This is a genomic window from Gordonia soli NBRC 108243 (assembly GCF_000334455.1).
Lineage (GTDB): Bacteria > Actinomycetota > Actinomycetes > Mycobacteriales > Mycobacteriaceae > Gordonia > Gordonia soli.
This window is the reverse complement of sequence record NZ_BANX01000011.1, coordinates 19065-43557: the sequence shown is the minus strand read 5'-3', so window position 1 is coordinate 43557 and position 24493 is coordinate 19065. Positions and strand designations below refer to the sequence as shown.

27 protein-coding genes are annotated in these 24493 nt (G+C 67.9%); 22 read left to right on the top strand and 5 right to left on the bottom strand.

Annotation, left to right across the window (positions count from 1 at the left end; all coding sequences use genetic code 11):
- Positions 1-40 precede the first annotated feature (40 nt).
- A complete protein-coding gene (locus GS4_RS07925; protein WP_157226554.1) occupies positions 41-943 on the top strand; it encodes an SHOCT domain-containing protein in 903 nt (300 codons plus the stop codon).
- Between the two features lie 67 nt (positions 944-1010).
- Complete coding sequence (locus GS4_RS07920) at positions 1011-1778, top strand: alpha/beta fold hydrolase (protein WP_007619314.1); 768 nt, start codon at positions 1011-1013, stop codon at positions 1776-1778.
- A 30-nt stretch (positions 1779-1808) separates the two neighbouring features.
- On the opposite strand, the gene GS4_RS07915 is transcribed toward GS4_RS07920, so the two are convergent.
- A complete protein-coding gene (locus GS4_RS07915) occupies positions 1809-2747 on the bottom strand; it encodes an oxygenase MpaB family protein (RefSeq protein ID WP_007619313.1) in 939 nt (312 codons plus the stop codon).
- 108 nt (positions 2748-2855) lie between these two features.
- Here GS4_RS07915 and GS4_RS07910 point away from each other — a divergent pair, with 108 nt between their 5' ends.
- From GS4_RS07910 to GS4_RS07865, 10 genes are all read left to right on the top strand, one after another.
- On the top strand, positions 2856-3884 hold the full coding sequence (locus GS4_RS07910; protein WP_007619312.1) for an o-succinylbenzoate synthase: 1029 nt from the start codon (positions 2856-2858) through the stop codon (positions 3882-3884).
- A gap of 61 nt (positions 3885-3945) precedes the next feature.
- Positions 3946-5286 carry a cytochrome P450 gene (locus GS4_RS07905; protein ID WP_007619311.1) on the top strand — a complete coding sequence of 447 codons (1341 nt, stop codon included), beginning with the start codon at positions 3946-3948 and terminating at the stop codon, positions 5284-5286.
- Complete coding sequence (locus GS4_RS07900) at positions 5283-5891, top strand: TetR/AcrR family transcriptional regulator (RefSeq protein WP_007619310.1); 609 nt, start codon at positions 5283-5285, stop codon at positions 5889-5891. The genes GS4_RS07905 and GS4_RS07900 overlap by 4 nt, the downstream gene beginning before the upstream one ends.
- Before the next feature lie 68 nt (positions 5892-5959).
- A complete protein-coding gene (locus GS4_RS07895; protein ID WP_007619304.1) occupies positions 5960-6826 on the top strand; it encodes an SDR family oxidoreductase in 867 nt (288 codons plus the stop codon).
- A gap of 203 nt (positions 6827-7029) precedes the next feature.
- Complete coding sequence (locus GS4_RS07890; protein ID WP_007619302.1) at positions 7030-7620, top strand: Rv1363c family protein; 591 nt, start codon at positions 7030-7032, stop codon at positions 7618-7620.
- Complete coding sequence (locus GS4_RS07885) at positions 7617-8147, top strand: hypothetical protein (RefSeq protein WP_051989661.1); 531 nt, start codon at positions 7617-7619, stop codon at positions 8145-8147. The genes GS4_RS07890 and GS4_RS07885 overlap by 4 nt, the downstream gene beginning before the upstream one ends.
- On the top strand, positions 8144-8776 hold the full coding sequence (locus GS4_RS07880) for a hypothetical protein (RefSeq protein ID WP_007619300.1): 633 nt from the start codon (positions 8144-8146) through the stop codon (positions 8774-8776). Before GS4_RS07885 ends, GS4_RS07880 begins: the two co-directional genes overlap by 4 nt.
- A complete protein-coding gene (locus tag GS4_RS07875) occupies positions 8773-9345 on the top strand; it encodes a hypothetical protein (RefSeq protein WP_007619299.1) in 573 nt (190 codons plus the stop codon). The genes GS4_RS07880 and GS4_RS07875 overlap by 4 nt, the downstream gene beginning before the upstream one ends.
- A gap of 177 nt (positions 9346-9522) precedes the next feature.
- Positions 9523-10770, top strand: coding sequence for an NAD(P)/FAD-dependent oxidoreductase (locus GS4_RS07870; protein WP_007619298.1), 1248 nt, complete (start codon positions 9523-9525; stop codon positions 10768-10770).
- Between the two features lie 67 nt (positions 10771-10837).
- Positions 10838-11536, top strand: a complete 699-nt coding sequence (locus GS4_RS07865; protein WP_007619296.1) for a DNA alkylation repair protein — start codon at positions 10838-10840, stop codon at positions 11534-11536.
- Here GS4_RS07865 and GS4_RS07860 read toward each other — a convergent pair.
- The 3 genes from GS4_RS07860 to mftR all read right to left on the bottom strand — a co-directional run bounded on the left by GS4_RS07860 (position 11518) and on the right by mftR (position 13777).
- A complete protein-coding gene (locus GS4_RS07860; RefSeq protein ID WP_007619294.1) occupies positions 11518-11925 on the bottom strand; it encodes a DoxX family protein in 408 nt (135 codons plus the stop codon). The two genes, GS4_RS07865 and GS4_RS07860, sit on opposite strands and share 19 nt — an antisense overlap.
- A gap of 46 nt (positions 11926-11971) precedes the next feature.
- Entirely contained in the window at positions 11972-13027 is a 1056-nt protein-coding gene (locus tag GS4_RS07855; RefSeq protein WP_007619289.1) for a ferredoxin--NADP reductase, read from the bottom strand.
- Positions 13028-13141: 114 nt separating this feature from the next.
- Entirely contained in the window at positions 13142-13777 is a 636-nt protein-coding gene (gene mftR / locus GS4_RS07850) for a mycofactocin system transcriptional regulator MftR (RefSeq protein WP_040509902.1), read from the bottom strand.
- Positions 13778-13895: 118 nt separating this feature from the next.
- Here mftR and mftA point away from each other — a divergent pair, with 118 nt between their 5' ends.
- From mftA to GS4_RS07825, 6 genes are all read left to right on the top strand, one after another.
- Positions 13896-14021, top strand: coding sequence for a mycofactocin precursor MftA (mftA, locus tag GS4_RS25140; RefSeq protein WP_007619281.1), 126 nt, complete (start codon positions 13896-13898; stop codon positions 14019-14021).
- Complete coding sequence (gene mftB, locus GS4_RS07845) at positions 14021-14356, top strand: mycofactocin biosynthesis chaperone MftB (protein ID WP_007619279.1); 336 nt, start codon at positions 14021-14023, stop codon at positions 14354-14356. The genes mftA and mftB overlap by 1 nt, the downstream gene beginning before the upstream one ends.
- Positions 14357-14432: 76 nt before the next feature.
- Positions 14433-15743, top strand: a complete 1311-nt coding sequence (gene mftC, locus GS4_RS07840; RefSeq protein ID WP_007619277.1) for a mycofactocin radical SAM maturase — start codon at positions 14433-14435, stop codon at positions 15741-15743.
- Between the two features lie 121 nt (positions 15744-15864).
- The gene (gene mftD, locus GS4_RS07835; RefSeq protein WP_007619275.1) at positions 15865-17064 is read left to right on the top strand and encodes a pre-mycofactocin synthase MftD; all 1200 of its coding nucleotides are present in this window, start codon (positions 15865-15867) and stop codon (positions 17062-17064) included.
- 130 nt (positions 17065-17194) lie between these two features.
- On the top strand, positions 17195-18013 hold the full coding sequence (locus GS4_RS07830) for a mycofactocin-coupled SDR family oxidoreductase (RefSeq protein ID WP_007619273.1): 819 nt from the start codon (positions 17195-17197) through the stop codon (positions 18011-18013).
- Between the two features lie 214 nt (positions 18014-18227).
- Entirely contained in the window at positions 18228-19091 is an 864-nt protein-coding gene (locus GS4_RS07825) for a glycosyltransferase family 2 protein (protein WP_157226553.1), read from the top strand.
- A gap of 113 nt (positions 19092-19204) precedes the next feature.
- Here the strand turns inward: GS4_RS07825 and GS4_RS07820 are convergent, their stop codons facing one another.
- The gene (locus tag GS4_RS07820; RefSeq protein WP_007619269.1) at positions 19205-20329 is read right to left on the bottom strand and encodes a CaiB/BaiF CoA transferase family protein; all 1125 of its coding nucleotides are present in this window, start codon (positions 20327-20329) and stop codon (positions 19205-19207) included.
- A gap of 182 nt (positions 20330-20511) precedes the next feature.
- Between GS4_RS07820 and mftE the strand changes: the two genes are divergently transcribed.
- The 4 genes from mftE to GS4_RS07800 are packed head-to-tail and all read left to right on the top strand — an operon-like array spanning position 20512 to position 24481.
- Complete coding sequence (gene mftE / locus GS4_RS07815) at positions 20512-21270, top strand: mycofactocin biosynthesis peptidyl-dipeptidase MftE (RefSeq protein WP_007619263.1); 759 nt, start codon at positions 20512-20514, stop codon at positions 21268-21270.
- Positions 21267-22706, top strand: a complete 1440-nt coding sequence (mftF, locus tag GS4_RS07810) for a mycofactocin biosynthesis glycosyltransferase MftF (RefSeq protein ID WP_007619262.1) — start codon at positions 21267-21269, stop codon at positions 22704-22706. The genes mftE and mftF overlap by 4 nt, the downstream gene beginning before the upstream one ends.
- The gene (mftG, locus tag GS4_RS07805) at positions 22706-24031 is read left to right on the top strand and encodes a mycofactocin system GMC family oxidoreductase MftG (protein ID WP_007619261.1); all 1326 of its coding nucleotides are present in this window, start codon (positions 22706-22708) and stop codon (positions 24029-24031) included. Before mftF ends, mftG begins: the two co-directional genes overlap by 1 nt.
- Before the next feature lie 24 nt (positions 24032-24055).
- The gene (locus GS4_RS07800; protein ID WP_007619259.1) at positions 24056-24481 is read left to right on the top strand and encodes a PPOX class F420-dependent oxidoreductase; all 426 of its coding nucleotides are present in this window, start codon (positions 24056-24058) and stop codon (positions 24479-24481) included.
- Positions 24482-24493 lie beyond the last annotated feature (12 nt).

The following is a 24493-nucleotide window of genomic DNA, read 5'->3' as shown; positions in this document are numbered from 1 at the left end:
ACCTGTGCCGTTCACCGGCGGCGATCTATCATCACTGCTCATGACGATGTTCGGCGAGGCGGGTACGGGACCGCGGACGCCCGGGTTCCTGTGGTCGTTCCTCAAGACGTTCGCGTTCGTGATGCTGTGCGGGATCGTCGGACCGATCTTCCTGGTCGCGTACTTCGTGGTCGACCAGCCGGGCATCGAGTGGATGCTCTGGACCGGTCTCGGTATCACTCTCCTCGATGTGGTCATCGCGTTCGGCATCGCGTTCGCCGGATACTCGGGACAGGTGAAGACGTCTCGCCTGAGGGCTGTCGGGAGGGTCGGCGTCGCCGACGTCCTCGGAATCGAGCAGACGAACATCCAGATCAACGACCAGCCGCTGATGAAATTGCGTCTGCGCATCCACGGTGACGAGATCGTCGCGTTCGAGACCGAGAAGCGGATGGTCGTCCCGATCTTCCAGCAGCCCCTGCTGCACTCGCGACGTCTGTCGGTCCTCGTCGACCCCGACTCGAACGACTTCGAGATCGACTGGCAGGGAACGGCTCTGCTCTCCGGATCGGTCCCGGCGCAGTTCACCTCGAGCGAGGACGGTCGTACCTACGACCTGACGGGCCAGGCCGAGCCGCTGTCCAAGATCCTGGAGATCCTGCGTGCGCACGGGGTGTCGGAGAACCTCGGGACGGTCGACCTGCGCTCCAACCCGGAAGCGCGCGCCGCGGTGATGAACGTGGTGCGGTCGTACGCGTCGGCACGAGGCGCCGCGGCCGGCCCGGCCCAGACGCCACCGCCTTCGAACTCCGTCACGTCCACACCTACCGGTCCGCCCACCTCGACCGCCGACAACCGGTCTCTCGGGGTGCGCCTGGCCGAACTCGAGGACCTGCGGATCGCAGGGTCGATCTCCGACGTGGAGTACGCGGCCGCCCGACAGCGCATCCTCGATTCGATCTGACGGGCCCCGCGAAGCCGGACTCGGGGTCGAGCGGCACCGGCCCAGGACTGCGGCCTACCGTCAGAGGGTGCAGATCCACCGTCGCCCCACCGACGGCGGCGACATCGACATCGCCGTCCGGACGTCGGGTACGCCGACTCCGGACGGCCTGCCCTCGATCCTGCTGGTCCACGGCATGGGTGGTGATCACACCACCTGGCGTCGGACCGCCGCACGACTGCGCGCCCAGGACCGCGCGCTGATCGCGGTGGATCTCCGCGGCCACGGACGCAGCGCTCGGACCCCCACATACTTTCTCGACGAGTTCGCCGCCGACCTCGGCCACGTCGTCGACGAGATCGCCGACGGACCGGTCGACGTCGTCGCGCACTCGCTCGGCGCGCACGCGGCGTTACGGATGGCGGCCGCTCGGCCGACCCGAGTGCGGCGCATGGTGCTCGAAGAGATACCGCCGATGCCGCGGGACGCCGCGGACCTCGCCGACCCGGTGACCATCGGCGCCGGGGTGCTCGAGCGCCTGAGGGGTGTCGCCGCGCTCATCGGCGATCCGGCCCCGTTCCTCCGGTTCGATCGCGCGATGGCAGAGCTGGTGACCCGACAGTTCGACGTCGCCGACCCGGCGTGGTGGATGTCGCTGTCCGGCGTGGCGGCGCCGACGTTGATCATCTCCGGCGGGCGTCGGAGCTTCCTGCCGGTCGAGGTACTACAGATCCTCGCCGAGGAGTTGCCCGACGGTCGTCTCGAGGTCGTCGACGCCGGGCACAGCGTGCACCGTGACCGGTCGACGCGGTTCGCCGAGCTGGTGAGTGGGTTCCTCGGGCAGGCCACGCGTTAGCGGCAGCGGTTCGGTGGAAAGGCGCAGTCGTCAGCTCGCGGCCTTGTTGTGCAGCGGCCGCGGATCGACGCCGACCTCCCGCCAGGCCTGATACGCCCACGGGACATACAACCACTTCAGCGGGAGCCGGTTGATCACCGGATTGAGCGTGCGCATAAACGCCGCGAACCGCTGGAAGTTCTTCTCCTTGCGGTCATCCCACTCGAGGTCGCACACGTCGCGCATCTGCTGTGGCAGGGTGCCGACGACCACGGTGCGGATGAAGGCGTCGAGCGGTACCGAGAGTACCTTCCACACCGGAGCGGGGACCTTCTTCGGGCGGGGCACGCCCTTCCGGATGTAACCGGTGGCGTAGACGATCGTCTTGTGTGGGACGAAGCGGTCGAGCATGTCGTCCCAATAGGCGACGAACTCGTCGTAGGTCTGTGGCTGACTGCGCGCCGACACACCGTAGAGCTCGTACCAGACCTTGCTCTCCTCGAAGATCTGTTCCTTCTCGGAGTGGCTCAGCCGTCGGATGAAGGTGTCGGTCACGTAGAGGACCTGGTCGACGAAGGTCGCGTGCGCCCAGTAGAACAACTCCGGGTTGAGGGCGTGGTAGCGCGAGCCGTCACTGATCGTGCCCTTGATGTCCCGATGGAAGTCTCGGACGGTCCGACCCCACTTCTGCGGTTCGGCGCTGTAGACCGTGCGCATCACCGGCGGGCCGGTGCGCCTGGCCCGGCCGATGAAGTCGTCGAAGATGATCGAGTGGTCGAGCACGCCCTGGCCGAGCTGCTCGATGCAGTTCTCGGTGCCGGCCAGACGCTGGAACCCCAGCAGTCCGCGGCTGTCGCCGTAGAACTTCCACACCAGCGAGTCGGCGCCGAGTCGCGGCGAGGGTAAATCTGCCGCGGTGTCCGGATCGTCGTCGACGACTATCGGCTGCGCCTCGCGAATGCCCTGGTCGTAACCCTGGTTCACTGACATGTGGGCAGCGTAACCGAGTTTGGAACGAAACGAAACATTTGTTCCAAACTCGATGACCGCTGGTCCGACACCCGCAGGCCGCACCCACGACGAGACCGAGGAGCCCGGATGCCCATGTCCCGACCTGAACCGTCCCGACCCGAACTGCCCACCGTCGCCGAGTTGCTGGACGCGGCCGTGGTGGTGCGATTGCCGATGCGCACCAGGTTCCGTGGGCTCACCGAGCGCGAGACGATGATCATCCGCGGACCGGCCGGGTGGGGGGAGTTCGGGCCGTTCGTCGAGTACGGCGATTTCGAGGCCGCGGCCTGGCTCGCGGCCGGCATCGAGGCAGCACACCTCGGACCGCCACCCGCGCGACGGGATTCGGTCCGCATCAACGCGACTGTTCCCGCTGTCCCGGCGTCCGAGGTCGCCGCGGTGCTGGCTCGTTACCCGGGTGCCGACACCGCCAAGGTCAAGGTCGCCGAACGCGGTCAGTCGCTCGACGACGACGTGGCGCGGGTCGCCGCGGCGCGAGAGTTGATCCCGCGGGTGCGGGTGGACGCGAACGGTGGGTGGTCGGTCGACGACGCGATCGCCGCGATTCGGGCGATCGGCGAGGTGGAGTACGTCGAACAGCCGTGCGCGACCGTGGCGGAGCTGGCCGCCGTCCGCCGGGCCGTCGACGTCCCGATCGCGGCGGACGAGTCGATTCGAAAGGCCGAGGATCCGCTCCGCGTGGTGGCCGCGGACGCCGCCGACGTCGCGGTGCTGAAGGTTGCTCCGCTCGGAGGGATGCGGGCGACGCTGCGCCTCGCCGACCAGATCGGCCTGCCGGTGGTGGTGTCGAGCGCGCTCGACTCCGCAGTGGGGATCGCGGCCGGACTCGCTGCCGCGGCGGCACTCCCGACACTCGACCACGCCTGTGGTCTGGGGACCGGCTCGCTGTTCGTACGCGATGTCGCCGATCCGGTGTCACCCGTCGACGGCTCTCTTGCGCCCCGCTGGTTCGCCGACGGCGGCGACGCCGTCCACGACGATCTGCCGACGGTCGATCCGGATCGTGACCGGTGGTGGCGCGATCGCCTCACCCGCGTGCATGCGGTACTGTCCGAGCCCGCATCTAGAAACATTTTGCAGAATCTGTTCCAATAGAGTCGGCTGCGACCGGGATCACACCTCCGGCGCGCTGCCGGAGCACGCGAAGGAGACCCCGATGACCTCAGTGGTTGCTCATGCACCGGCGGACAGTGGACTGCGCGACGTACCGTGCGCCGACCGCAACGGCATCCTCGAGATGATGTCGATGCGCCGTGATCCGTTCGCCTTCGCCGACGAGCGGCTGGCACGTTTCGGCAAGGTGTCCGGACTCAACGCACTCGGTGTCCAGATGGTCATCGCGCAAGGTCCCCGCGCGGCGAACGAGATCCTGATGAACAAGGACCGGGCCTTCGCCAACGGTCCCGCGTGGACATATCTCATCGGGCCGTTCTTCAATCGCGGTGTGATGCTCCTCGACTTCGAGGAGCACCGGCACCACCGGCACATCCTGCAACAGGCCTTCACGCCGACGGTCCTCAAGGGCTACATGCAAGCGATGCAGCCGATGATCGCCGAGCAGGTCCGAACGCGCTTCCCGACCGGCCGCGTGACGATGTTCGACGAGTTCAAGGCCCTCACCCTGGACGTCGCCCTCGAGGTGTTCCTCGGTGTCGAGCTGCCGAAAGCGGAGGCGGACAAGCTGAACCGGGCCTTCATGGACACCGTGCGTGCCGGGACCGCCTATGTCCGCAAGCCGGTTCCCGGCGGCCGGTGGCGCAAGGGGCTCCGTGCGCGCGCAGTCCTCGAGGAGTTCTTCTACGCGAACATCCCCGCGAAGCGGGCGCGCGAGACACCGGACCTGTTCTCGGTGCTGTGCCATGCCGCGAGCGAGGAGGGGCATCGGTTCACCGACGAGGACGTGGTGAACCACATGATCTTCGTCCTGATGGCCGCGCACGACACCTCGACGATCACGATGACCCAGATGGCCTATCGCATGGCCAAGGCCCCTGAGTGGCAGCAGCGCGCTCGCGACGAGTCGTCGACGCTGAATCCCGAACTGGGGTACGACGATCTGGGCAGACTCGAGGCCGTCGACCTCATCATGAAGGAATCGCTGCGGATGTGTCCGCCGGTCCCAGCCCAACCGAGGATGGCGATCAAGGACACTCAGGTGCAGGGTTTTTACGTCCCCAAGGGCAGCATGGTGGCGGTGCCGCAGCTCGCGAACCATCGCGATCCGGAGTTCTACACCCATCCCGATGTCTTCGATCCGGAGCGCTTCACGAAAGAGCGTGCCGAGGACAAGGGCCACCGGATGGCGTGGATGCCCTTCGGCGGCGGGGTCCACAAGTGCATCGGGTTGTATTTTGGCCAGATGGAGATCAAGACGATCATGCACCACCTGGTGCGCTCATACGAGTGGTCGGTTCCCGACGACTACGAGGTCCCGATGGACTACAGCTCGCTGCCGGTCCCGAAGGACAAACTGCCCGTGACGGTTCGGCGATTGTGAGCACCAACAGGCTCGCGCGCGCACCGCGCAAGGCTCGCAACACCGCCAGTCCGGAGGATCAGGAAGCGGCGATCCTCGCCGCGGCCGCGGTCGAGTTCACCGCGGCCGGCGTACGGCGCGCCAATGTCGACGAGGTGGCGGCCCGGGCCGGGGTGAGCCGCAGCACCCTGTACCGACGCTTCCCGAACAAGGAGGCGCTGCTGCTCGCCGTCGCCAACCAGCTCTACGAGCGCGGGATGAAGCGGCTCGAGCAGGCTGCGCAGGGGCTGGGCCCGCGGGAGGCGCTGGTCGAGGCGTTCGCGACGGGTGCCGAGATGGTCTCCGAGGACCCCCTGATGCGTCGCCTGGTGCTGACCGATGCAGAGATGAAGGGCATCACGTCCTCGGTGACCGCACTGTTCATCGACATGGTCACCGATCGCGTGGCCGCGACACTGCGTGCGGCAGGTGCCGAGATGCCGGCGGAGGACCTGCTCGAGGCTGTGGAGGTCCATGTGCGGCTGGTCATCTCGTTCCTCGAGGTGCCGGCGTCGGACCCCGAGCGACAACGTCCCGAGGTGGTGCGGGCCTTCGCCACCAAGTTCCTGGCTCCGATGATCTGGTAGCCGTACCACCGCCGGCGAGCGCGTGATCGAGGGGTCGCGGTCGCCGGTCATATGTCGAAGGAGTCGAGATGGGTCTGCGCACCAGGTTGAGCCGTACACCGGATCGCGCTGCAGTGAGAGATGCGTTGCGCGACAAAGTCGTCGCCGTGACCGGCGGAGCGCGGGGGATCGGTCTGCACACCGCGACCGACCTCTTGGCGGCCGGTGCGCGCGTCGCCATCGGCGATGTCGACCAGGATGCGGTCGGCAAGGCGGCCGCCGATCTCGGTGTCGACGGATTCGGCCTGGACGTCACCGACCGAAGGTCCTTCAGCACCTTCCTCGACGACGTCGAGGAGCGGCTCGGTCCGATCGACGTGCTGATCAACAACGCCGGGATCATGCCGGTCGGGGCATTCCTGGACTACGACGACACGATCATCCGGCGCACGGTCGACATCGATCTGGTGAGTGTCGTCCTCGGCACCCAACTCGCCGCGCGACGCATGGTCGCACGCGGACACGGTCAGGTGGTGAACATCGCTTCGGTCGCCGGCCGACTGCCCATGCCCGGACTCACGATCTACAACGCGGCCAAGGCCGGTGCGATCGAGTTCTCCGAGGCGGTGGACGCCGAACTCGCGGGCACCGGCGTCCGCGTGTCGACGGTCCTCCCGACCTTCACCCGGACCGGTCTGATCTCCGGGATCCGGACCAATGTCTTCATCCAGACGGTCGGTCCCGAGGAGGTGTCCGGCCAGGTCCTGGCGGTCATCGCCCGGCCGCGTACGAGGGTGACGGCGCCTCGCTCGATGGCCTGGGTGCATGCGAATCCGATGTTGCCGCAGGCGATGAAGCGATCCACGCGGAGGATCACCAAGCTGGACACGATGTTCCTCGACTACGACATCGCGCAGCGATCGGAGTACGCCGATCGGATTCGCGGGGACGCATGATGCACCGACCGGCGGCGCCGCGTCGCATGATGCACCGACCGGTGGCGCCGCGTCGCATGATGCACCGACCGGTGGCGCCGCGTCGCATGATGCACCGACCGGTGGCGCCGCGTCGCATGATGCACCGACCGGTGGCGCCGCGTCGCTAGGGTGGGCCCATCGGATCGACGTATCGTCGACTGCGGATGTACGGGAGGTCGGTGATGGCGCGGGACCCGCGATGGTCGCAGTTGCGTGCGTCGCGCAGGGAACTGCGCGACGCCACCGACGAGCTCCGATCCGCGCGGATCGCCGAGGGGCGGATGCCGGCTCCCGGGCGTGCCCCCACGATCCTGCTGGCCGTCGCGATCTGCGCGGCGTTGGCGCTGGCGGTGGTGGTGGTCGCCGGATGGCTGGGCGCGCGGTCCGCCTATTCCGATGCCGATTATCGACGGGCCGCTGCGGACCGGGTCTCGTTGCTGTTGAGTCCCGATGTCGGACGGCCTGATCGGGCTCGCCGGGTGCTTGCCGGGGCGACCGGCAGCTTCGCCGACGAGTTCGCCCAGTCCGCCGACGGTTACACCGAATTCGTCCGGCAGAACGGCACCGTCGCCGCCGGCGCGGTCACCGGGACCGGTGTCGCAGCGCGAGCAGGCGAGTCGGCGGAGGTCATCGTCGTCGCCGACGTGCGATTCAGCGGCGGCGGGCCGACCGCCGGCGACGCGGCGCGCGGCGACCGCCGATTCCGGTTACGCGTGGTCGTCACCCCGGAGGGCGGCGTGTTGAAACTCGCAGCGGTGCAGTACCTCCCATGACCTCGAGAGCACCGGCCGCCGCTCGGCGAGCGTCCAGCACATCACGCGCGATCACCGCGCGGACGGCGGTGGCGGTCTGTGTGGTCGCCGTGGTCGTCACGATCGTGGTCGGCGTGGTGACAGCCGTCGCGGTATCGTCCGCTCGGTCGGCCGACCGAGCGACGGACAACCGGGACTCCCTCCGTGAGCAGGCCGGACCGATACTCGCGCAGGTGTTCTCGGTGGACCGCGCCCATTGGGAAGCCGATCGCGCACGTGCGCGATCGGCCATCGCCGGTGAGTTCGCAGTGCGATACGCCGCGGAGCTGACCAGGCCCCCTGCCGCCGGGATCGCGGCGGTGAGATGGACCCCCCTCGTCGTCGGCATCACCGATGTCGACGACGCCGAGGGTGCGGTGGTCGCGCGGGCCGAGGTGGTCACGCGACCGGTGACCGGTACGGAGACCCGCGACGAACAGACCGTCGACGCCGGATTCACACTGCGTGATGGACGTTGGCTCCTCGACCGTCTGGACGTGATCGGATGACCGACCGCTCGACCATCGGGGACGCACCGACCATCGAACGCGCAGAACGACGCCACGGCGAGGCCGTCCGCGCACACCGCGATGCCCGGGTCGCCGCCGCTGATCTCATCCGGCAGCGCGCCGTGCGCCGTACCCGACTCCTGTACGCCGCCCTCGCCGCTCTCCTCGTCGTGCTGACCGCGGCGGGCGTCGTCGGTGGCCTGGCCGGTTCGGACGCCGCCGCTGCCGAACGGGCCCGGGCCGCACGTGCCGAGGTCCTCATCGCTGCATCGGCCGCGATGACCACGATGCTGACCGCGGACCCGACCGATCCGGAGGCCTACTTGGACCGTGTGATCTCCGTGAGCGTCGGAGACCAGCGCAGCCGATTGACCGCGGTACGCACCGAATTGGCAGCCGAGATCAGCAGGCAGGCCGCCCCCAGTACCGGCAGGGTCGTCGATGCCGGTTCGGTCGACGACCCGCCGGTCGAACCCGATGACGGCGCCACCGCGCGGGTTCTGCTGGTGGCCGAGGCGACCAACCCCGAACTGGTGGGCGGTGACCTGTCGGCGCGCCGGGTCACCGTCGAGGTGACGATGGTCCGCGCAGACGGCCGGTGGCTGGTCGGTCAGGCGAGGTTGCCGTGAATCCCCTTCGTGGACGGCGCAACGGCGTGCGGGACGGTGTGGGCCGCTGGTCGACGACTCGCCGCCGTGTCTGGGCGGCCGGACTCTGCGTCATCGTGGTCGCACTGGTCGTCGCGGTCGTCGCAGCCTTGGGTGCGGATCGCGCCCGCCCCCGGCCTGACGACGACACCCGCCGAGCGATACTCGCCGCAGCCGATGCATCCGTCACCGCGCTCATGACCTTCGGTCCGGCCGAGCCGCCGATGCAGCGGCAGGCGACCGCACGGCTGCTCACCGGCCGCCTGGCATCGGATTTCGCGACGCAGGGGCCCGACGTCGTGCTCCCCGGTGCAGTCGCTGCGCGAGCGAGTATGACGGTCACGATCGTGGCATCGGGTGTCGGCGGATTCGAGTCCGCGCGGGCCCTTGTGTTGGTGACGGCCGACCAACAGGTGCGGGTGCCCAGACCGGGTGTGGCCGTATCCGAATCAGTGGAACGAACCCCTGTCGCACGGTGGGCAACCATGAGTAAGGTCGACGGGAATTGGCGTCTGTCCGACCTGTCTCCGGTCGGTGACGCGACACGCTGAGGAACACGAGATCCTCGCGCCGACCGGTCGGTCGGATGGACGGTGTCGCACCGCGCGGAATCCGCGCGTGGGCACCCTGCGAAAGAGTGGTGGGCTATGACTGGTACGGGTGCGACTGATGCGGGTGCGACTGATGCGGGTGCGACGGATACGGGCGCAACGGATACGAACGCAACGGTGGCAGGCGCGACGGATACCGAGTCGGGTGGCGCGGCACAGGGGGTGGCCGGCACGGTGATCGTGGGCGCCGGACTCGGGGGTATCCGGGTGGCCGAAGGTCTCCGATCCAACGGTTACCAGGCCCCGGTGACCTTGATCGGGGTGGAACCCCATCCGCCCTACGACCGCCCGCCGCTCTCCAAGTCGGTCTTGGTGGGCAAAGACGACCGGGTGGATCTCAAACCTGCTGAGTTCTACGGCGAATCGACCATCGACCTGCGACTGGGGCGGCGGGTCGTCGCGATCGATCCAGAACAGCACACGGTGACCGTCGTGGCCGTCGACTCACCCGACGACGTCCACGAGACGATCCGCTACGACACCGCCGTCCTGGCCACCGGGCTGCGACCGCGCCTGCTGCCCGGGGTCGCCGACGACCTCGCGGGACTTCACGTCGTCCGCACCATCGACGACGCCCTCACGCTGCGGTCCGAGCTCGCAGCCGCGAGCACCGCCGTGGTGATCGGTGCCGGGTTCATCGGCTGCGAGGTGGCCGCGACCCTCACCGGACACGACATCGCGGTCACGTTGGTCGAGCCCGCGCCCACGCCACTGGCCGCGGCGCTGGGCACCGAGATCGGTGCGTTGGTCGGCCGGCTGCTCTCCGACAACGGCGTCACCGTGGCCACCGGTGTCGGTGTCACCGAGGTCGTCGACGACGGGACGCGGGTGACCGGGGTCCGTCTGGACGACGGTCGCGAACTGCAGGCGGATCTCGTGGTCGTCGGGATCGGTTCGGTCCCGGTCACGGAGTATCTGGAGGGCTCCGGCGTCGAGCTCGCACCGCGCGAGGCCGGCGGCGGGATCGCCTGCGACGGGCATGGTCTGACGTCGGCGGCCGATGTCTACGCGCTCGGCGACGTCGCCTCCTGGCGAGACGACGACGGCGTGCAACGCCGTGTCGAGCACTGGAACCACACGGTCGATCAGGCCGCGGTGGTGGCGCATCGGATCGCCGGCGGCGACCCGATGACGGCCAACGTCCCCTACTTCTGGAGCGATCAGTTCGGGCTGAAGATCCAGATGCTCGGCGATCCCCGACCCACCGACACCGTGCACATCGTCGACGACGATGGCCGGAAGTTCCTGGCGTACTACAGCCGCGATGGAATCCTCACGGGCGTGATCGGCGCGGGCAAGGTCGGTGCCGTGATGAAGACGCGTCCGAAACTGCAGGCTCCCACACCGATCGCCGAACTGCTCTGACCTGGCCATGCCCGCATCACCATCTGCCGCATCACCGACAGCCGCATCACCGACAGCTGCCGAGGTGATGGCCGCCGTCGATGCGGTCGCCGACCCTGAACGAGCTACGTCGTCGGCCCGGTTCTTCAAGACCGGGCCGGGGGAGTACGGCGAGGGTGACGTGTTCGCCGGTGTGCCCGTCCCGGTGACTCGTCGGATCGCGCGGTCCTTCCGCGGGATCGCCGCCGGAGAGGTGCGTGACATCCTCGAGTCACCGGTCCACGAGCACCGACTCATCGCACTCGTGCTGTTGCGCACCGAGTTCGATCGGGAGACGGACCCGCATCGCAAGGCCGCGTGGGTGGCAGAGTACCGGGCCGCGGTCGACCGTGGACGCGTGAACAACTGGGACCTGGTGGACGCCTCCGCCGACGCGATTCTGGGTTCCTGGGCGTTCGAGCAGGGCGACCACTCCGTCCTCGTCGACCACGCCCGCCGCACCGACCTCTGGACGCGTCGGGTCGGCATCATCGGGACCTTCGCCTACCTGCGCCGTGGTGATGCCACCGCGACGTTGGCGGTCGCACCCATCGTGCTCGACGATCGGCGGGACCTGATCCAGAAGGCGATCGGGTGGATGCTGCGCGAGGTCGGCAAACGCGTCGATCGCACCCTCCTCACCGACTTCCTCGAGGAACGGTCGGCCGAGATGGGCAGGACGGCACTGGGTTACGCCGTCGAACACCTCACTCCGGAGCAGCGTTCGTACTACCGCGGACTGCGTTGAGCGGTCAGCCCGCGCTGCTTCGCGGTCTCGGCCCGGTAGACCTTGAGGGCCGCCCAGATCATCGGGAACTGGAACGGCAACCGGCCGAGCGCGATGATCTTGTAGGCGAGCGGCTTGTCCCACCAGAGCCGCACCATGTTGACGTTCGCCGGGTAGACGGCGATGAAGAGCAACACCGACAGTGCGGCGGCGAGCCGTCGGGTGCGGGGCGCGAGCAGTCCGGCGCCCAGGCCGATCTCCGCGACCCCCGACGCGTAGGTCAGGGTTCGGGCGTCGGCTGGTATCTCCTTCGGGACGATTCCGTCGAACGGCTTCGGCACGACGAAATGCGCTACGCCCATGCCGATCAGCCCGGTGCCCATCTGTCGCGCCAGTCGATCCGTGCTCATCCGCACCCATCCCCTCGGTCGTGGTGTGCCGGCGCGCGGCCGGCCTTCAGAACTCGATCTTCAGTGAATCGGAGGTCGGGTGTGCCTGGCAACCCAGGATGTAGCCATCGGCGATGTCCTCCGGATCTAGCGCCCCGGTGTTGTCCATCTCGACCGTACCGTCGGTCAGCGTGCAGGCACATGAGCCGCATTCGCCCTCCTGGCAGGAGTACGGCGCGTCGAGACCCGCGTCCAGCATGATGTCGACCAGCGACCGTTTCCGTGGCCATGACAACGTGTGCGTCTCACCGTCGAGCTCGACCTCGACGGTCGCCGCATCGGCGGCGTCCTCGGCGCTCACCTCTTCGCGTTCGACGTCGGCGAACGGATCGCCGGTCAGCGAGTTGTACACCTCGGTGTGCACGTTGTGATGGGGGAAGCCGGCATCCGCCAACGCCTTGTGCACCGCATCCATGAACGGGCCGGGACCGCACATGTACGCCGCATGGGCGGTGAACGGCCGGAAGAGGGTGGCCAGCGCCTGGAAGGTCGGCAGGCCCTGGAGGTTCTCCAACCAGTGGATCACGGTGAGGCGATCGGCATGGGCCTGCTGCAGGTCGCGGAGCTCCGACGCGAAGATGACATCGTCGGCAGAGCGGTTGGCGTAGAAGAAGATCACCGGATCCGACCCGCGGTGCAGTGCCGCCTTGAGGATCGACATCACCGGTGTCACACCGCTTCCCGCGGCGATCAACAGCAGCGGGGTGTCGTAGTCCTTGGGGGTGAACACCCCGGACGGGGGGAGGACCTCGATGGTGGAGCCCGCAGCGAGGTTGTCGCAGACCCAGTTCGAGCCGTACCCGTCGGCGGTCCGTTTGACGGTGACCTTGGGCCGGTCGTCGGTGTCGGGGGAGGAGGCCAGCGAGTAGCACCGTGCGACCGAACCGGTCTGATCGCTCGGGATGCGAAGCGTCAGGAACTGGCCAGGCCGGTAGTCGGTGAAGCGATCGGGTGCGGTCTCGGGCACCTCGAACACCACCGACCGCGCGTCGGAGGTCTCGTCCACGATCTCGGCGACCGTGAGGATCACGCTGCGCGAGCTGTGTGGGGTCAGTTCGGTCATCTCACCGGCTCTCGAGGAGTTCGTGCCGGTCCGGGTGCCCACGCTGCTGTGTGGCATCGGACCGGACGGAATTAGAACACGTTCTAGTTCTCAGCTTAGCAGGCCAGTCGCTGGTCAGGACAGTGCCGCGACTCCCTGGGCCAGGGTACGACTGCCCGACACCAGGAGCGCCCGGAGGTCGGTCGCATCGTCGGCGAGCCACTGGTCATAGGCGGCCAGTGCCACGCCGAGGCACAGCCAGCCGATGGTCTGCGGTAGGTGGTCGGACTCGGCCATCCCCAGGCGGTGTGCGCTGAACTCGGCGATGACCTGCCGCCAGTCGGCGTACATGAGCATCGAATGCGCCTGCAGCGCGGGCACGCCGAGCAGCAGGGCCATCCGGCTGCGATGTCCGGGCAGTTCGGCGGGCGGCACGTCGTTGAACGAGATCAGTGCGCGTTCGAGAGCGTCGGCGATCGGGAGGTCGTCGGGGATCGCGGCGAGCAGTCCGCGCATCTCGGCGAGGTGTGAGTCGAAATCGCCCCACGGGATCGCGTTCTTGGAGGGGTAGTAGCGGAACAGCGTGCGGCGCGCGATACCGACTGCGTCGGCGACGTCGTCGACGCTGGTCTCGTCGAACCCGCGAGTGCTGAACAGGTCGATCGCCACGGCGCTGATCTGCGCTCGCGTCGTGATCGGACGGCGGCCCGCGGAGGCCCCGGGGGGCGCCGGATCTCCGACCGTGGACCCGCTTCTTCTCGAGGGCGTCATCGGTCCATCTCACCTGTCCGTTCGGATGGTTTTTCGCGGGGGCTGGATTTGTGCACCCGGTGCCATTTATAGTCACTGGTGATCCGCATCACTATCGATAACACAGGAGGTATGGATCATGTCTGATCAGACAGCCCCGTCCGCTCAGGAACTCACCTCGGCCCCGGCCGACGTGGACACCGACCTGGTGGGCGAGTCCCTCGTCGAAGAGGTGTCGATCGACGGGATGTGCGGGGTCTACTGATGTCGACCCCGACAACCACGACGGTGGACGGCGGTCGCGGCGACGCGACCGCCGGACACCGGCCGTCCCCGACCTTCGACCTGCTCGACGCCTGGCAGCTCAACCCCAAGGTCGCACTACGACCAGAGCCGTTCGGTGCGTTGCTGTACCACTTCGGAACCCGCAAGCTCTCGTTCCTCAAGAACCTGGTCGTCGTCGACATCGTCGCGTCCCTCGCCGACCACCCCAATGCCGAGGCGGCCCTGCTGACCGCCGGAATCGATCCCGCGTCGCGCGGCCTGTACCTGCAGGCGCTCACGGCGCTCGCCGAGTCCGGGATGATCATCCGCCGCTGACGGTGCACCCCGCCTCGCCCGTCTGCCCGCGGGTGATGCGCACCGCCCCACACAGCCCAGCCCGAGGAGAACACCCATGACCACACTCGAGATGCCGCCGACCGCCACGTCGGCGGCGCCGCGGCCGGCTCCGGTCGGTCGCCTCGTCGACCAGTTCGAGAAGGGGCTCGACGCTCCGATCTGTCTGACCTGGGAGCTGACCTACGCCTGCAACCTGGCGTGCGTGCACTGCCTGTCCTCGTCGGGCAAGCGTGACCCGCGGGAGCTCTCGACCGAGCAGTGCAAGTCGATCATCGACGAGCTGCAGCGGATGCAGGTGTTCTACGTCAACATCGGTGGCGGCGAACCGACTGTGCGACCGGACTTCTGGGAACTCGTCGACTACGCGACTAGCCATCAGGTCGGCGTGAAGTTCTCGACCAACGGTCTGCGCATCGACAAGAAGGTCGCCGCGCGTCTGGCGGCGTCGGACTACGTCGACGTGCAGATCTCGCTCGACGGTGCGACCGCGGAGGTCAACGACGCGGTGCGCGGTCCAGGCTCCTTCGACATGGCCGTGCGCGCGCTCGAGAACCTGCACGAGGCGGGTTTCGCCGACGCGAAGATCAGTGTCGTGATGACGCGGCAGAACGTTGCCCAGCTCGACGAGTTCAAGGCGCTGGCCGACCGCTACAACGCGACCCTGCGCATCACCCGGCTTCGTCCGTCCGGTCGTGGCGCCGACGTCTGGGACGACCTGCACCCGCTCCCCGAGCAGCAGCGTGAGCTCTACGACTGGCTCGTCGCGCACGGCGACGGTGTCCTCACCGGTGACTCGTTCTTTCACCTGTCGGCCTTCGGTGGCAGCAACGGCGCTGGGGCACTGCCCGGCCTGAACCTCTGCGGCGCCGGACGTGTGGTCTGCCTGATCGATCCGGTGGGCGACGTCTACGCCTGCCCGTTCGCGATCCACGAGAACTTTCTCGCGGGCAACATCGTCACCGGCGGTGGCTTCCAGGAGATCTGGCAGCGCTCGGATCTGTTCACCGAGTTGCGTGAGCCGCAGAACGCGGGTGCGTGCACCAAGTGCGCCCATTTCGACGCCTGCCGCGGTGGCTGCATGGCAGCCAAGTTCTTCACCGGGCTCCCGCTCGCCGGTCCGGACCCCGAGTGTGTCCAGGGTTACGGCGAGGAACTGCTCGCCGGCGATCGGACCAAACCGACGGCGAACAAGGATCATTCGCGTGGCACCCCGCTGACGCTGATGACCCGACGGCCCGACGGGGACCTCGTCGTCGCCGGTCCGCCCGCGAAGAGCTGTGACGAGAACCCGCTTGCAGGCTTCAGCGCTCCGGTCAAAGGCTGTGACGAGAACCCGCTCGCCGGGTTGCGGCCACAGACGACCTGATCGCCGCCCACCGATACCGGCACCCGACCGCCGGCGTCGGATCCCCCCAGCCCGCTACGACTCGGGCGCCCCATCTGGTCGGTCGCATCGCCGCGACCGCGCTCTATGAAGGAAAGTGACGATGGCCAAGAATCCCTGGGCACGCAATCCGTGGTTCGAGACGGTAGGTGAGGCCCAGCGTCGGGCGAAGAAGCGACTGCCGAAGTCGGTCTATTCGTCGCTGGTCGCGGGAACGCAGGCCGGCGTCACCGTGACCGACAACACGCAGGCGTTCAACGAGATCGGTTTCGCGCCACACGTGATCGGTGTGCAGCCCGACCGCGAGCTCGCGACGTCGGTGATGGGCCAGGACATCTCGTTCCCGGTCATCATCAGCCCGACCGGCGTGCAGGCCGTCGACCCCGACGGTGAGGTCGCGGTCGCACGCGCCGCGGCCGCTCGCGGGACCGCGATGGGGTTGTCCAGCTTCGCATCCCACCCGGTCGAAGAGGTCACCGAGGTCAACGACAAGATCTTCTTCCAGATCTACTGGCTGGGGTCGCGGGACGAGATCCTCGAGCGCGTGGAGCGGGCGCGGGCCGCAGGTGCCAAGGGGCTCATCGTCACAACCGACTGGGTGTTCAACGTCGGACGTGACTGGGGAAGCCCGGAGATCCCGGAGAAGGTCGACTTCCAGGCGCTGCTGAAGCTCGCCCCGGAGATCGCGCTCAAGCCGCGTTACGCACTGGACTGGGTGCGTGGCGGCAAGGTCATCATCCCCGACCTCACCGCGCCCAACGTCAGCGCGCCCGGTCAGCCCGGGCCGACCTTCTTCGGTGTCTACGGCCAGTGGATGAACACCCCTCCGCCCACGTGGGAAGACCTCCAGTGGTTGCGTGAGCAATGGGGTGGTCCGTTCATGGTCAAGGGCATCACCCGACTCGACGACGCCAAGCGTGCCGTCGACATCGGCGCCTCGGCCATCTCGGTCTCCAACCACGGTGGCAACAACCTGGACGGCACACCTGCGACCATCCGGGTGCTCGGGCCGATCGCGGACGCCGTCGGGCACGACGTCGAGGTGCTGCTCGACGGTGGCATCCGTCGCGGTAGCGACGTCACCAAGGCGCTGGCGCTGGGAGCCCGCGCGGTGATGATCGGTCGCGCGTACCTGTGGGGTCTCGCCGCAAACGGTCAGACCGGTGTCGAGAACGTCCTCGACCTCCTCCGTATGGGGCTGGACTCGTCGCTGATGGGCTTGGGGCGCAAGAGCGTCCACGAACTGTCCCGCGACGATCTGGTGCTGCCGGAGAACTTCGAGCGGTCCTTCGGCCACATCTGATCTCGACGTATCGGGCCCGTCCGGCAAACTAGAACGTGTTACAGTTTGCCGGACGGACCTGGCGTGACACCTCGTGCACACCCGGTCGGGTCGGTTCAGGCGATCAGTTGGTTCGAGATGGAGCGCTGGCATGGGACAGTTCGACGGCAAGGTCGTCTACATCACCGGTATCGCACGCGGTCAGGGGCGCAACCATGCGATCCGGTTCGCCCGTGAGGGTGCGTCGATCATCGGCCTGGACATCGCCGAGAAGGTCGCCGATCACATCACCTACCGACCTGCGGGTACCGATGACCTGACCGAGACGGTGCGGCTGGTCGAGGAGGCCGGCGGCAAGATCATCGCGCGTCAGGGCGACATCCGCGACCTGGCATTCCAGCAGCAGTTGGTGGCCGAGGGAGTCGAGCAGTTCGGCGGTCGCCTGGACTATGTGGTCGCCAACGCCGGCATCCTCACCTGGGGCAAGGTGTGGGAACTCTCCGAGGAGCAGTTCACCGACGTGATCGACATCAACCTGGTGGGTACGTGGAAGACGTTGCGGGCCACCATTCCCGCGATGCTCGATGCGGGCAACGGCGGTTCGATCGTGGTGATCAGCTCGTCTGCCGGGCTCAAGGCGATGCCGGTCCAGGCGTCGTACTCGGCGTCCAAGCACGGCCTGGTCGGCCTGGCTCAGACCGCGGCCAAGGAACTCGGGCATCACAAGATCCGGGTCAACACCGTGCACCCGTACGCGGTCGACACCCCGATGGGGGTGGAGGACACATCCGCGCACGATGTCTTCGCGAACATGCCCTGGTACAACGCGCATTTCGTGTCGATCCTCGACTACTACCCGGTCGCCACCCTGGACGACATCTCCGACGCGGTGCTGTATCTGGCATCGGACTCCTCGCGTGCGGTCACCGGCGCGACGTTCCAGATCGACATGGGCGCCACCAAGGTCTGACCGGATCGATCCGGCGACCAGCGACTTCCGTCGACGTCGATCGTGCGCTCGGAACCGTCGATCGTGCGCTCGGAACCGTCGATCGTGCTCTGTGAACCGTCGATCGTGCGCGGTTCCCCTCGGTCGAGCCGACATCTGAATTGCCCTGAATCGGTTTCGCCATATTTAATTCTTCATAAGATGCATTCCTCTGGTTACGCTTTCTCCTGTCCTTGTGGAGAACGGCTCGGGAGGCGTCGTACGTATCAGCGTGGTGATACCGGTGTTCAACGAGGAGTCATCGATCGGTGACTCGCTCGACAGTTTGGCCGCTCAACGTCGGCCCATAGACGAATGCATCATCGTCGACAACAATTCGACCGATCGGACGGTTGACATCGTCGACGAGTTCACAGATCGGTTGCCGATCAGGGTCATCCGCGAGTCACGGCAGGGTGCTACGTGGGCCCGGCGGACCGGAAATGACTCCGCGACAGGCGATGTGATCGGCGTGATCGATGCCGACACGCTCGTCGAGCCCGGTTGGACCGAAGTGATCGAGCGATATCTGACCGACAATCCCGAGATCGACGGTATCTCCGGGCCGTTCTATTTCCACGATTCCCCCTTCGCTGAGCGCGGTCGCAGAAATGCATTGTCGGCGGCCGAGGAGCATGGTTTGCGAGATGTCGGTCACACCGCGCTGTCCGGTGGGAATTCAGCATTTCGCCGTGAGGTCTGGCACTCGTCGAAGCGCCACATGAAGAATCTGCCGGGAACCCACGAGGATGTCGACTTCACCTATGCGCTGGGGGTCGCCGGTGCTCGACTCCGGCGGGTGCCCGCTCTGGTCGCCGCGATCTCGACCCGACGCTACGAGGCGTCGATCCGGTCGAACTGGGGCTATCTCACTGCGACGGTACGTACCCAACGCGCACACGGAGATCACCGGACCGCGACCGTCCAGACGGTGTTGTTGCCGCTCAACATCGTCCAGATCGCCGTGTCTGGACTCGTCTTCCGCCCGTACGATCCCACGACCGGAAAGTGGCGCCCCTTCCGTCGCGCGGCTGTGGACCGGGTCTCGCCGGTCACCTGATCCGACCGACGGACGGCCCGTACCTCCGGAGAGGTGAGGGCCGTCCGTGTACGTGGTGCCCCGGAGTGTCGACCGTCCGCGGGCCGGTGACCCGAGTCGGTGCCGACGGAGTCTCAGTCGACCCAGACAGTGGCCGGATCGGTCGCCTCGCGGGCCGGCCCGGTCGGGGTGCCCGGAGCGGTCCGGGAGAAGCGCGGGGCCACCTGGGCCTGTTGTACGCCGTCGATCTCGACGAGGTTCTGCCGGGCGCTCATGTGCGGATCCTCGCCTGCCTCCACGAAATCGAGCACCGGTGAGGTGCAGGCATCTGTGCCGTCGAAGACCTTTGCCCACTCGTCCCGGGTGCGCGTCGCGAACGTCCGGGTGAAGGTGTCCTTGAGGGTCGGCCACCCGGTGACGTCGTTCTGGTCGGGCAGATCGGCGTCGGTGAGCTCGAGTCCCTTGAGCAACTCGGCGTAGAACTGCGGTTCGATGGCGCCGACGGCCATCCATTTGCCGTCGGAGGTCTCGTACACCTCGTAGTACGGGGCGCCGGTGTCGAGCAGGTTCGCCCCGCGTCGGTCACTCCACAGGCCCGTGCCGCGGAACGCCCACATCATCTGTCCGAGGACCGAGGCACCGTCGACCATGGCGGCGTCGATGACCTGGCCGCGGCCGGAGGTCTGTCGTTCCTGCAGCGCGGCGAGGACCCCGACGACGAGGAACATCGATCCACCGCCGAAGTCGCCCACCAGGTTCAGCGGCGGGGTCGGACGATCCTCGCTGCGCCCGATGGCGTGCAGCATCCCGGTCAGCGAGATGTAGTTGATGTCGTGCCCGGCCAGGTTCGCGCGTGGGCCCTCCTGGCCCCAACCGGTCATGCGGCCGTAGACGAGTCCTGCGTTGACCTTCTCGAGGTCGTCGGGGCCGAACCCGAGCCGTTCCATCACGCCCGGCCGAAAACCCTCGAGCACCACATCCGCCTTGGCGACGAGTCCGAGGATCGTCTCCCGGTCGGCGGGGTCCTTGAGATTCGCCTCGACGACGCGCCGGCCGCGCAGCAGGGCGTCGGCATTGCGGTCCGGACTGGGCAGCGAGCCGGGACGCTGGACGCGGACGACGTCGGCCCCCAGGTCGGCCAGGAGCATCGCGGCGTGCGGACCGGGTCCGATACCGGCGAACTCGATCACGCGGATGGCCTTGAGCGGCCCACTCTTTCCACTGTCGGGCGTCACTGCCTGCCCATTCGACGACGTCATCTCGATCCTCCCGATCCCGGCCGCCCCGTTGTGTCGGGCGTCACGCTAGGCGTCCAGCATCGCACAACCGATCGAGCGCTCGTGTGGGAGGTCGTGGGCCATCGCCGCGAGGATCAGATCCGAGGGAGGAATTGCTGCCGTCCCGGTTACCCGACGGCGTCGTCGTCGCTAGAGTTGACCGAATGACACGTCCGGCAGCGTTGGGGCAGTTGAGCTGGCCAGAGCTGGACGGATCCACGGTCACCCTGCTGGTGCCTCTCGGAGCGGTCGAGCAGCACGGTCCGCACCTCCCGCTCGACACCGACAGCCGTATCGCCACCGCCGTCGCCGAGGGCGCGCACGATCGGCTCCTCCCGTCGTTCGGGCGTTCGGCCGGCGGCTCGTCGGATGCGATGATCACGCCGCCGCGGTTCCTCGTCGCGCCACCGCTGCACTACGGCGCCAGCGGCGAACACGAGGCCTTCGCGGGCACGGTCTCGCTGGGCGCCGAGGCCCTCGGACTCCTGCTGCTGGAGTATGGACGTAGCGCCTGCCGCTGGGCCGACCGGATCGTGTTCGTCAACGGACACGGTGGCAACGGTCGGCCACTGGTGGACGCGGTCGGCCGACTCCGCGGCGAGAGTCGGGACGTGGCATGGTTCCCCTGCGTGCTCGGCGGACGCGATGCACATGCGGGGCACACCGAAACCTCTGTCCTGATGCACATCTCACCGGAATTGGTGCGGTCGTCCCACGCCGCCGCGGGTAACCGACAGCCGGTCGCGCAGCTGCTGCCCGAACTCCGCGCGGGGGGCGTGGCCGCGGTCAGTCCCAACGGTGTCCTCGGTGACCCGACCGGCGCGACCGCTGCCGAGGGGCGAACGCTCCTCGAGTCGTCGATCGACGCTCTGGTCGCAGCCGTCGGGGAGTGGTCGGTGGACGCGCAGGGGCGATTGGTATGACGACCGTCGATCGGGAACGCCCGACCGCCGCCGCGGCACCGACGGATCTGCCCGACGGGTTCCAGGTCCAGATCGACATGCGCTGTGCTCACCGTGGCGATCTCCGGCATCTGGTCGGGGGGTCGCCGACACGGATGCTGCGTCTGTCCGACACCGCGCTGGGCATGATGTCCGGCGACGGCCGGATCGAGGTGTGCGACGGCCCGACGCGATCCCTCGCCCGACGCCTGCTGGACGCCGGCATCGCCAACCCACGCCCGATGTTCGGGCCCAGGGTGGACGAAGTCACCGTGGTGATCCCGGTGCGCGACAACCAATCCGGCGTCGACCGGCTGCTCGCCGCGCTCTCCGGTGTGGCAGTGATCGTCGTCGACGACGGTTCGCCGGTGCCCATCACGGTCTCGGGGCCGGACGTGGATCTCATCCGGTTCGACGAGAACCGCGGACCCTCCGCGGCACGCAACGCTGGCTCGGCAAAGGCGACCACCCCATTCGTCGCCTTTCTCGACTCCGACGTCGTGCCGCCGCGGGACTGGCTCACGATGCTGCTCGGGCACTTCTCCGATCCGACGGTCGCGGTCGTCGCCCCGCGGATCGTCGGGCTCAGCCGTTCCGGCCGCGGCCGCACACCCGCCGAGCGGTACGAGAACGGCTATTCGTCGCTGGACATGGGGCCCGACGAGTGCTCGGTGGTGCCCGGCACGAAGGTACCGTATGTCCCGAGTGCGGCGATGGTGGTGCGGCGCAGCGCTTTCTGTGAATTCGACGAGTCCACCAGGGTCGCCGAAGATGTCGACCTCTGCTGGCGTCTGCACGGCTCCGGATGGCGACTCCGCTACGACCCGGTCGCCGAGGTCGCCCACGACCACCGCTCCGACCTCCGATCGGTTCTGGGTCGTCGGCGGTATTACGGCACCGGCGCGGCCCACCTCGCCGATCGGCACGGCGGGTTGGCGGCCCCGATCGTGATGTCCGTGCCCATGGCGGTCGCCGTCGCCGCTCTGCTGACCCGTACCCGCATCGGCGTGGTGATCGCCGCACTGGTCCTGGCCCGCGTGGGCGTCCGACTCGCGCAGCGGCTCGGCGACCTACCCGGGGCACCCGTGGTGGCCACCCAGATGACCGGACGCGCCGTCGGCTTCGGGATGCTGCAGGCAGGTGGTGCCGTGTGCCGGCACTACTGGCCGGTTACCGTCGGAATCGCGCTGTTCTCAGCGCGATTCCGACGACTGGTGCTGCAGATGGCCCTCGCGGAGGGGCTCGTCGCCTGGGTACGGCACGTGATATCCGAACCGTCGGCCAGTCCACCCATGGGGCCGCTGACCTACGTGGTGTTCCGCCGGCTCGACGATCTCGCCTACGGTGCCGGCCTCTGGCAGGGTGCCCTGAGCAACCGCGACATCGGGGCACTTCGTCCCGTCCTGACCTCACACTGATGTCGGCCCGGACGGCCGACGTCATAGTGGTCGGTGCGGGCAGCGCCGGCTGTGTTGTGGCCGAGCGTCTCTCACGCGAGGAGGATCGCGAGGTCCTGGTCCTCGAGGCCGGTCCGGACCGATGGCCGACGGGTTACGAGCGTGATCTGCGCAGCCTGCCGATCGATCGGGATTCGCCGATCGCCACCCACATCGTCGAGGACTCCGGTCTCGCGATGGTCCGCGGCCGTGCCCTTGGGGGCTCGTCGGTGGTCAACGGCGGCTACTTCCTGCGTGCCCACGCCGACGACCTCGCCGGGTGGTCGAGCGGGTGGACGGCCGAGCGTGTCGCCGGAGCCTACGACGAACTCGATCGCCCCGGCGGGACGATGTCGGCGAGTCCATTTGCCGACGACGAACTGTCGGAGGCGACGCTTGCATTCGAAAACCATTGGGCGAAGAGCTATCCGGTCCGACCCATCGAATCTCGCGAGGTGACCGTCGGGGTGAATCGTGTGGTGTCCAACCGCGAGGGAGGGCTCCGACGCACCGCGGCGGAGGCATATCTACGGCCGGCTCTCGGTCGCCCGGGTCTGACCGTCCGGGCATCGGCGGCCGTGGAGTCGCTCGTTATGCGGGACCGACGTGTGGTCGGTGTCCGTGTCGCCGGCGCCGAGATCGAGGCCGGCGAGGTGATCGTGTGTGCGGGGACGCTGGGAACCGCCGCATTGCTCGAACGCTCCCGGGTGCCGGCGCTGGCCGATCTGTTCGCGTCCGGCGTGGGGCTGCGGGAGCACCGCGAGGTCCTCGTCCACTATCGTCCCAGGGTGTCCGCGTCCCCGCGACCGCTGCTGCAATCGGTGGTGCACACCGACGATGGCAGCGAGATCCGTTTCTACAGCGACGATCTCGCGAAATACATACGTTCGGTACCGCCACGTGGTCCGGCGGTGGGTGTGGCGGCCATGGTCCCGGCGGCCTCCGGGACCGTTCGCTTCGACCGTGGAGCACCCCTCGTGCACCTCGGCGCACCGTCGGTCGATGTGCTCGACCAACTCGACCGTGGGGTCGATCGGGTCCGCTCCATGCTCGCCGATCCGGCGGTGGCCGACGTGGTCGACCCGGCGACGGTGGAGGTCGACCCGGTCGTCCGGACATCGCAGCACGCCTGGGGGACGTTGCCGATGGGTACCCGCACAGATCCGACGGGTGCGGTCGACGGGGTCCCCGGACTACGGGTGGTCGACGGCTCGATCCTGCCCGTCGACCTGCACAGTGGTCCGCATGCCACGATCATGATGATGGCCTGTCTCATCGGTGATCGCCTCATCGGCGCTGTCGGATAGGTCTGTCGGCGTTACGCTGGGTCCATGGCATCTTTGGATGACGCAGCGGTCAGGGACTTCCTCACGTCGGGTACCAAGACCGGTCATCTCGGTTACACGGCGTCGGACGGGCGACCGTTGGTCGCGCCCGTGTGGTTCGTGTTGGACGGCGATCGCCTCGCGTTCAACACCGGTGCCACAACTGCGAAAGGCCGTGCGATCGGTCGTGATCCGCGGATCGTGCTCACCGTCGACCTCCAGGAACCGCCGTATGCCTTCGTGCAGGTCCAAGGTTGCGCGGTGGTGTCGGAGGACCTCGACGAGGTGAAGCGCATCGCCACGCTGTGTGGTGCACGGTACATGGGCGCCGACCGTGCGCAGGAGTTCGGCGATCGCAACGGTGTTCCCGGCGAACTGGTGATCTGGATCGAGACCGACAAGGTGATCGCCTCCCTCGACGCAACTGCGTAGACCGCAGCAACC

Excerpts from the sequence above, each read along its gene's own strand:
- GS4_RS07925 (WP_157226554.1), top strand. The coding sequence starts at position 41 with ATGACGATGTTCGGCGAGGCGGGTACGGGACCGCGGACGCCCGGGTTC.
- mftR (WP_040509902.1), bottom strand. The coding sequence starts at position 13,777 with ATGACGCCCTCGAGAAGAAGCGGGTCCACGGTCGGAGATCCGGCGCCC.
- GS4_RS07915 (WP_007619313.1), bottom strand. The coding sequence starts at position 2,747 with ATGTCAGTGAACCAGGGTTACGACCAGGGCATTCGCGAGGCGCAGCCG.
- mftE (WP_007619263.1), top strand. The coding sequence starts at position 20,512 with ATGACACGTCCGGCAGCGTTGGGGCAGTTGAGCTGGCCAGAGCTGGAC.
- mftA (WP_007619281.1), top strand. The coding sequence starts at position 13,896 with ATGTCTGATCAGACAGCCCCGTCCGCTCAGGAACTCACCTCGGCCCCG.
- GS4_RS07910 (WP_007619312.1), top strand. The coding sequence starts at position 2,856 with ATGCCCATGTCCCGACCTGAACCGTCCCGACCCGAACTGCCCACCGTC.
- mftC (WP_007619277.1), top strand. The coding sequence starts at position 14,433 with ATGACCACACTCGAGATGCCGCCGACCGCCACGTCGGCGGCGCCGCGG.
- mftF (WP_007619262.1), top strand. The coding sequence starts at position 21,267 with ATGACGACCGTCGATCGGGAACGCCCGACCGCCGCCGCGGCACCGACG.
- GS4_RS07855 (WP_007619289.1), bottom strand. The coding sequence starts at position 13,027 with ATGACCGAACTGACCCCACACAGCTCGCGCAGCGTGATCCTCACGGTC.
- GS4_RS07905 (WP_007619311.1), top strand. The coding sequence starts at position 3,946 with ATGACCTCAGTGGTTGCTCATGCACCGGCGGACAGTGGACTGCGCGAC.
- GS4_RS07895 (WP_007619304.1), top strand. The coding sequence starts at position 5,960 with ATGGGTCTGCGCACCAGGTTGAGCCGTACACCGGATCGCGCTGCAGTG.
- GS4_RS07865 (WP_007619296.1), top strand. The coding sequence starts at position 10,838 with ATGGCCGCCGTCGATGCGGTCGCCGACCCTGAACGAGCTACGTCGTCG.
- mftG (WP_007619261.1), top strand. The coding sequence starts at position 22,706 with ATGTCGGCCCGGACGGCCGACGTCATAGTGGTCGGTGCGGGCAGCGCC.
- GS4_RS07890 (WP_007619302.1), top strand. The coding sequence starts at position 7,030 with ATGGCGCGGGACCCGCGATGGTCGCAGTTGCGTGCGTCGCGCAGGGAA.
- GS4_RS07885 (WP_051989661.1), top strand. The coding sequence starts at position 7,617 with ATGACCTCGAGAGCACCGGCCGCCGCTCGGCGAGCGTCCAGCACATCA.
- GS4_RS07800 (WP_007619259.1), top strand. The coding sequence starts at position 24,056 with ATGGCATCTTTGGATGACGCAGCGGTCAGGGACTTCCTCACGTCGGGT.
- GS4_RS07880 (WP_007619300.1), top strand. The coding sequence starts at position 8,144 with ATGACCGACCGCTCGACCATCGGGGACGCACCGACCATCGAACGCGCA.
- mftD (WP_007619275.1), top strand. The coding sequence starts at position 15,865 with ATGGCCAAGAATCCCTGGGCACGCAATCCGTGGTTCGAGACGGTAGGT.
- GS4_RS07860 (WP_007619294.1), bottom strand. The coding sequence starts at position 11,925 with ATGAGCACGGATCGACTGGCGCGACAGATGGGCACCGGGCTGATCGGC.
- mftB (WP_007619279.1), top strand. The coding sequence starts at position 14,021 with ATGTCGACCCCGACAACCACGACGGTGGACGGCGGTCGCGGCGACGCG.
- GS4_RS07820 (WP_007619269.1), bottom strand. The coding sequence starts at position 20,329 with ATGACGTCGTCGAATGGGCAGGCAGTGACGCCCGACAGTGGAAAGAGT.
- GS4_RS07830 (WP_007619273.1), top strand. The coding sequence starts at position 17,195 with ATGGGACAGTTCGACGGCAAGGTCGTCTACATCACCGGTATCGCACGC.